This is a genomic window from Planktothrix sp. FACHB-1355, assembly GCF_014748295.1.
Lineage (GTDB): Bacteria > Cyanobacteriota > Cyanobacteriia > Cyanobacteriales > Aerosakkonemataceae > Aerosakkonema > Aerosakkonema funiforme_A.
In genome coordinates this window covers 1-1,534 of sequence record NZ_JACJUP010001373.1, presented here as the reverse complement: position 1 = coordinate 1,534, position 1,534 = coordinate 1, and the positions used below count along the sequence as shown (strand labels likewise).

Sequence of the window (1,534 nt, the reverse complement as noted above, 5' to 3'; positions counted from 1 at the left end):
TGAAGCAGGAAGGAAACGTCAAACTCTCTATCAATCAGGCTTTCGAGGTCTGTGAGTAAGTTTGAGTAAGTTTTCCAGAACGGTTTTTACTTTCCCATTTGATAAGCAAAGCAGTAGCATGAAAGTGTGACTAATTTTACTTATCCTTTACATTCTTTAAAAGAGGGACGCTGGTTTAAGCTGATCTGCGGAGCCAGCTTTCAACATCTCCCGGCGGTGAGAAATCTTACCCTAGCCTATACCCTAGCAGGCGCTGACTGTATCGACGTTGCTGCTGACCCGGCAGTCATTGCGGCGGCACAAGAAGGGTTGAGAACTGCTGCGTGCCTAAGCGCAGAAGCTAAACGGCGAGGGTTTGGCTTTCATAGTTTGCCGTGGTTGATGGTGAGTTTGAATGATGGGGAAGATCCGCATTTTCGCAAAGCAGAATTTAACGCAACTGAGTGTCCGAGTGAGTGTCCGCGTCCGTGTGAAAAGGTTTGCCCAGCTGGGGCAATTGTTTTCGATCGCTCCAACGATGATTTTTCTGGTGTAATCGATCGCTTATGCTATGGCTGTGGGAGATGCTTGCCGATTTGTCCGAGCCAGTTGATTTTTACTCGATCTTATGTATCGACGCCAGATGCGATCGCACCCCTCGTCCTGTCCACAGGGGTCGATGCCTTGGAAATCCACACGCAGGTGGGACGCGATCGAGATTTTGAAAGACTGTGGAAAGCAATTTCTCCCTGGATTAATCAACTCAAACTGATTGCCATCAGCTGTCCCGACGGTGAGAAATTGATCGACTACCTATGGGCGCTGTACGATTTGATGAAACCTGTACCTTCTACCCTCATTTGGCAAACAGACGGACGCCCGATGAGTGGGGATATCGGGATGGGAACTACTCATGCCGCCGTCAAATTAGGACAAAAAGTTCTATCGGCAGACTTACCCGGATATGTGCAATTAGCAGGAGGCACTAACAGTCACACTGCTACGAAGCTGAGAAGTATGGGGCTGCTCAATCATAGCCAAAATTCCCCATCTGCCAATTTCCAGAACTACATCGCAGGCATTGCCTACGGTAGCTACGCTCGCGTACTTTTATCGCCAATTCTGGAGCAATTGGAAAAAATCCCCGTCCTCTCTTGTGGAACAGGCGTCTCGCCTGTCCCTTCCCCAGACACAGTTCAACCGATGCGCTTGGAAGAAGAACCGGAACTTCTCTGGCAAGCGGTTGCACTAGCCAATTCTTTAGTTTCCCAGATCAAATCCCCTTAAAAGTTTTGTAATATATATGTATTATGAAATACTTCAACAGTCGATACCGAAAATGATCTTTATTTATCCCACTTCTAAGGCTGATGGGGCGGCCTTAAATATTGCCCGCCCAAAAGTCGCTTTACTCAGACTTGCACCAAGCGTCGAAACCCGGTTTCTTGGCAATAACTAAATCTGAAAACCTAGATATTTCGTTAAGAAACCCGGTTTCTCAGGTCTTGTTGAGAATGGTGCAAGATGTGACTTTATTTGTAGAAACGGGTTTACC

Annotated in this window: 1 protein-coding gene; it reads left to right on the top strand. The window is 47.2% G+C overall.

Features of this window, described 5'->3' with window-relative positions:
- Positions 1-126: 126 nt before the first annotated feature.
- Positions 127-1,266 (top strand): LdpA C-terminal domain-containing domain, encoded by a 1,140-nt coding sequence (locus H6S82_RS32540; protein WP_190460914.1) that lies wholly within the window; start codon positions 127-129, stop codon positions 1,264-1,266.
- The last annotated feature ends 268 nt before the right edge of the window (positions 1,267-1,534 follow it).